General features: G+C 63.1%; 2 protein-coding genes. Both read right to left on the bottom strand.

The features are described 5' to 3' along the window. Nucleotides 1-49: 49 nt before the first annotated feature. Nucleotides 50-403, bottom strand: coding sequence for a GFA family protein (locus tag AC1DYI_RS35305; RefSeq protein ID WP_477208754.1), 354 nt, complete (start codon nt 401-403; stop codon nt 50-52). Nucleotides 404-581: 178 nt separating this feature from the next. Further along, nucleotides 582-1,292, bottom strand: coding sequence for a HupE/UreJ family protein (locus AC1DYI_RS35310; RefSeq protein ID WP_477208755.1), 711 nt, complete (start codon nt 1,290-1,292; stop codon nt 582-584). Nucleotides 1,293-1,510: the final 218 nt, after the last annotated feature.

Raw genomic sequence — 1,510 nt, forward strand, 5'->3', positions numbered from 1 at the left:
ACGTAAGGGGCCTGCCGTAGGCAGGTCCCCTTGAGGGAGGGGTTGGGCGTCACATTGACTTGCCGTTGAAGTTTTGAACGGGAATCGCTGCAAGGTCGATGTTCTCTACACATCGAAGATTCACAGCTGCGACGGCGTTTCCCTTGGGATCTGTGCCTTCGCCAAAGACGTGGATTCCGCACTTCGGGCAGAAGCGATGCTTGATGACATGCTTGTTGAACTGATAGGTGCCTGCCGCTTCGTCTGGAGTCTTTAGCCGAAGGTTGCTGCGGGGAACAAACCACAACAGCGAAGCTCTCCTTGCGCAAATGGAGCAGTTGCAGGCCAGAGCGCTCTCAATGGTGCCCTCGACTTCGATCGCAACATTACCGCAATGGCAGCTTCCGACAAAGGTTGTATTCATGGTGGTTAGGGGAGGGTGACAGGTCGTCCCTACTCTACCCAATCGGCAGTGCTGCGCGGAGCAACAAGCTTGTCGCGAATTCTCGTAGGCATGACGCATCCGAGGATGCCTGCAACCTCCACCGGCGACCGACGCCGCCTGGACGAAGAGCTGCCCGGCTCAGGCGGTGGCGCACGTGCTAGGGAATGAAAATACTCACCACGCGCAGCCACGACCAATACGCCGCCAGTGAGCCGATGCTGTAGAGGGCCGCTGTACGCGCATGCACCCACAGCGGCCAGCGCAGCCAGGCGCGGTACACCAGCCAGGCCACTGCGACGGCCATGAGCTGACCGGCTTCAACGCCCACGTTGAAGGTGAACAGCGCCATCAGCAGATGCTGCTGCGGCAGGCCGATCTCCTTCAGGGCGCCCGCAAATCCCAGGCCATGAACCAGCCCGAACAGGAAGGCCACCAGCGCGGGCCAACGCCGGCTGAGGGTCTGGCGCGTGTGCAGGGCTTCGGCGGCCACCAGCACGATGGACACGGCGATGGTGGCCTCAACCGGCGGCGAGCGAAGCGTCAGCCATCCCAGCGCGCTGCAGCCCAAGCTCAGACTGTGGGCCGCCGTGAATGCAGTAATGGTCCACAGCAGCCGGCGGTTGAAGCCCACCAGGAACAGCAGCCCCGCCACGAACAGCAAGTGATCGAACCCGCTGAGGATGTGCTCGACGCCCAGCACCGCATAGGCCTTTGCGATCTCGGCCATGCCGCGCTCGTCGTCGGCGGCGCCATAGAGTTGCACCGAAGGCTGCCCGGCGGTCAACGTGTACACGCGGCTCTGCCCATCGAGCCAGAACACCTTGACCATCGCGGCCGAATAGTCCTTGCCGACGCCGTCGATGCTCAATCGGCCTTTCAAGCCAGCTTCGCCGCAGCGAAGCATGTCGGCCTCCGGAATGCAACCGGCCGGCCAGGCTGGATGCAGCACCTCAGCCGCAGCGCGCTTTTCGCTCGCCGTCCACTGCATCAGGAACTGACCGGCCGCGACCTCGCGCAGCTGCATCTCGGCCATGCTCATCTCGTGCGCGCTGGCAACCGTGCCGCACATCAGGGCCAGGAAAGCGG

The organism is Ideonella sp. P3_A4 (genome assembly GCF_056403075.1).

Coding starts and splice junctions, on each gene's coding strand:
- AC1DYI_RS35305 (WP_477208754.1), bottom strand. CDS start 403: ATGAATACAACCTTTGTCGGAAGCTGCCATTGCGGTAATGTTGCGATC.